Origin of the sequence: Loigolactobacillus zhaoyuanensis (genome assembly GCF_003946385.1) — a bacterium.
Classification (GTDB): Bacteria; Bacillota; Bacilli; order Lactobacillales; family Lactobacillaceae; genus Loigolactobacillus; species Loigolactobacillus zhaoyuanensis.
On sequence record NZ_RHOE01000122.1, the window covers coordinates 1 to 2,601 of the forward strand.

Consider the following 2,601-nt stretch of genomic DNA (forward strand, 5'->3'; position numbering starts at 1 on the left):
CCGTAGTCCAGTTTTTGATTGGGTAAGTTCCTTTAAGATTGCTAATTTTTCGAGTACCGTATGTTTAGATCTGGGCATACAAAAATCCCTCCATAGTTGTTAGATGAATTATTGTATTTCATCTGACAACCATAAAGGGATTATCGCAGTAATCTACAGATGCGGTGGCTTTTCTTTTTGGTAACTTTAACCTTCATTTAAGTTAAGCTGGTTACAATTCTTCTTAACCTGCTAAGGAGATGAGAGAATGAACTATTTAAAACGTTCGCGGCTATACTTAACGCATAAAAAAGGCCAGAGTTTATTAATGCTGTTAATTATGTCGGCGATTCTAGTTTTTGTTTTATCCGGAATTATTATTCAAAATGCGGCGATCTCGGCGACTAACAATGTTACCAAGTCAGCCGGGACCACGATCACGGTTTCTGCTGATCGGGACAAGCAATTTTCTAAAATGCGCTCAAGCTCGAGTACGACTAAGACTTTGACAACGCCAACAGTTGCAAATACAAAAATTAAGCAGGCCGGCAACTTGAGCACGGTGGCGTACTATAACATCACCAACACCGCTTCAGTGAATGCTAGCTCGTTTGATGCGGTTTCTACCAGCACTGGTACTAGTAGTGGTGGCATGGGTGGCGGCATGCAACCAGGTGGCACAACTGCCAGTGCCGGTGATATTAGCGTCAGTGGAGTATCCAGCACTGCGCATACAACAACGTTCACTTCCAATGAAGCTAAGTTAGTTTCCGGCCGTAACATTACTGCCAGTGACGCAAATACGAAAAATGTTGTGATCGAAAAAGAATTGGCCACTGATAATAGTTTAAAAGTCGGTGATTCGATCACCGTAAAAACCACAGCTACTAGCGCTAAAAGTATTAAACTAAAAGTTGTGGGTATTTACAAGGCAAAGACGAGCAGCACTGCGATGCCCGGCAATGATCCAAGCAATACGATTTATACAAGTTATACTTTACCTGCCAGTATTTCCGGAACAGTCGGTAAATCCAGTGCAGTTACCTACACGCTAGAAAATTCAGCTAAAGAGAAAACAACAACTAAACAAATTAAGAACATTATTGATAGTAGCTCATTTTCCGTTAGTTCCGATGATGCCAGTTATCAACAATTGCTGCAACCAATGAAAAACGTTCAATCTTTTGCTAAAAAGATCGTCTGGCTGGTTGCTATTGCTGGAACGATCATCTTAGGGCTGATCATTATTTTATCCGTTCGGACGCGGCAACGCGAAATCGGCGTTTTAGTTTCACTAGGTGAATCTAAATTGCACATTGTTGGTCAATTGTTCGCTGAAATGTTGACGATTTTGATCGGGGCAATGGTAGTGGCTTTGCTGTTAGGCGGTTTTGTCGGTAATAAAGTGGGCAACCAACTATTATCGCAACAGCAGACCACTTCAGTTGCCACTACTTCCTCGACTAATGGTGCTCCCAGCGGTGCTCCAAGTGGTAATATGCCAGGCGGTCAAACTGGTGGCGGGATGCGCGGCGGTGCGATGATGGGTCAAACTAGTACCAGCGCAGCAAACAAAAAAGCACTTAAAACATTAAATACCAGCATTACACCTAGCTCAGTGATCAAGTTAGGTGGCATGGGCTTAGTCATTATTGCCTTAGCTGTTTGCATTTCAGCAGTCAGTATTTTACGGCTACGACCCAAAGATATTTTAAGTGGCGAATAAAATTAAAACGGCCATACTTTGTTAAGTTAAGTAGCAAGTATCCACAAGATTGTTTATCGATGCTTCACAATAACAATATTAGAGGTGATTCACATGTTAACTGTAAAAAATTTAGCGCATTGGTACGGTAAAACCGGCAAGCCACTATATGAAGAGGTTAATCTCAATTTTGACGCTGCCAAAGTATATACGATCATCGGTGCATCAGGCTCTGGTAAAACCACTTTTTTGGCTTTTATTGCTGGATTAGATAAACCGCAAACTGGGGAAATTTTTCTTGATGGAGAGAATATCAACCAAATCGGTCTGACTAATTACCGTAAGCATAAAGTGGCAATCGTCTTTCAACAATATAATTTGCTAACTTACATGTCAGCATTAGACAACGTTCTAACCGCACTAGCAGTCACTGATTCGCAGCATAAAAATGAAAAACAATACGTGCTGGATGCGTTAAAAAGTGTTGGCATTGAAGAAACAGATGCGAAAAAGAATGTGCAAAAACTTTCTGGTGGTCAACAACAGCGGGTCGCAATCATCCGTGCCATGTTAGTCGACGCCAATATTGTAATTGCCGATGAACCAACTGGAAATTTGGATGATGAGAACTCGGCGTTGATCGTCAAACTATTTCAAGATTTAGCTCACGAACACCATAAAACGGTGATCATCGTTACTCACGATACTAAAATCGCAGAGAAAGGTGATGTTCAAATTAAGTTGATCGAGCGTCAATTTGTGGTCGCTTAACTAAAGGTTGAAAGTATCAAAATAGACCGTAACCATTGATGTCAAACGGTTATGGCACGATATATTACTAGTTTCCACTTCATTGAGCATTACCGAGTAGCCTGGCCAGGCTATTCGGTAATGCTTTTATAAATTCGTCAAAAATA

The 2,601-nt window shown here is 41.1% G+C and carries 2 protein-coding genes; both read left to right on the forward strand.

Annotation, left to right across the window (positions count from 1 at the left end):
• Nucleotides 1-247 precede the first annotated feature (247 nt).
• The gene (locus EKM76_RS13090) at nt 248-1,705 is read left to right on the forward strand and encodes an ABC transporter permease (RefSeq protein WP_125551000.1); all 1,458 of its coding nucleotides are present in this window, start codon (nt 248-250) and stop codon (nt 1,703-1,705) included.
• Between the two features lie 93 nt (nt 1,706-1,798).
• Complete coding sequence (locus tag EKM76_RS13095; protein ID WP_125551001.1) at nt 1,799-2,455, forward strand: ABC transporter ATP-binding protein; 657 nt, start codon at nt 1,799-1,801, stop codon at nt 2,453-2,455.
• Nucleotides 2,456-2,601 lie beyond the last annotated feature (146 nt).

Bases quoted from the DNA above. Each gene is read 5' to 3' on its own strand.
- EKM76_RS13090 (WP_125551000.1), top strand. From the start codon at position 248: ATGAACTATTTAAAACGTTCGCGGCTATACTTAACGCATAAAAAAGGC.
- EKM76_RS13095 (WP_125551001.1), top strand. From the start codon at position 1,799: ATGTTAACTGTAAAAAATTTAGCGCATTGGTACGGTAAAACCGGCAAG.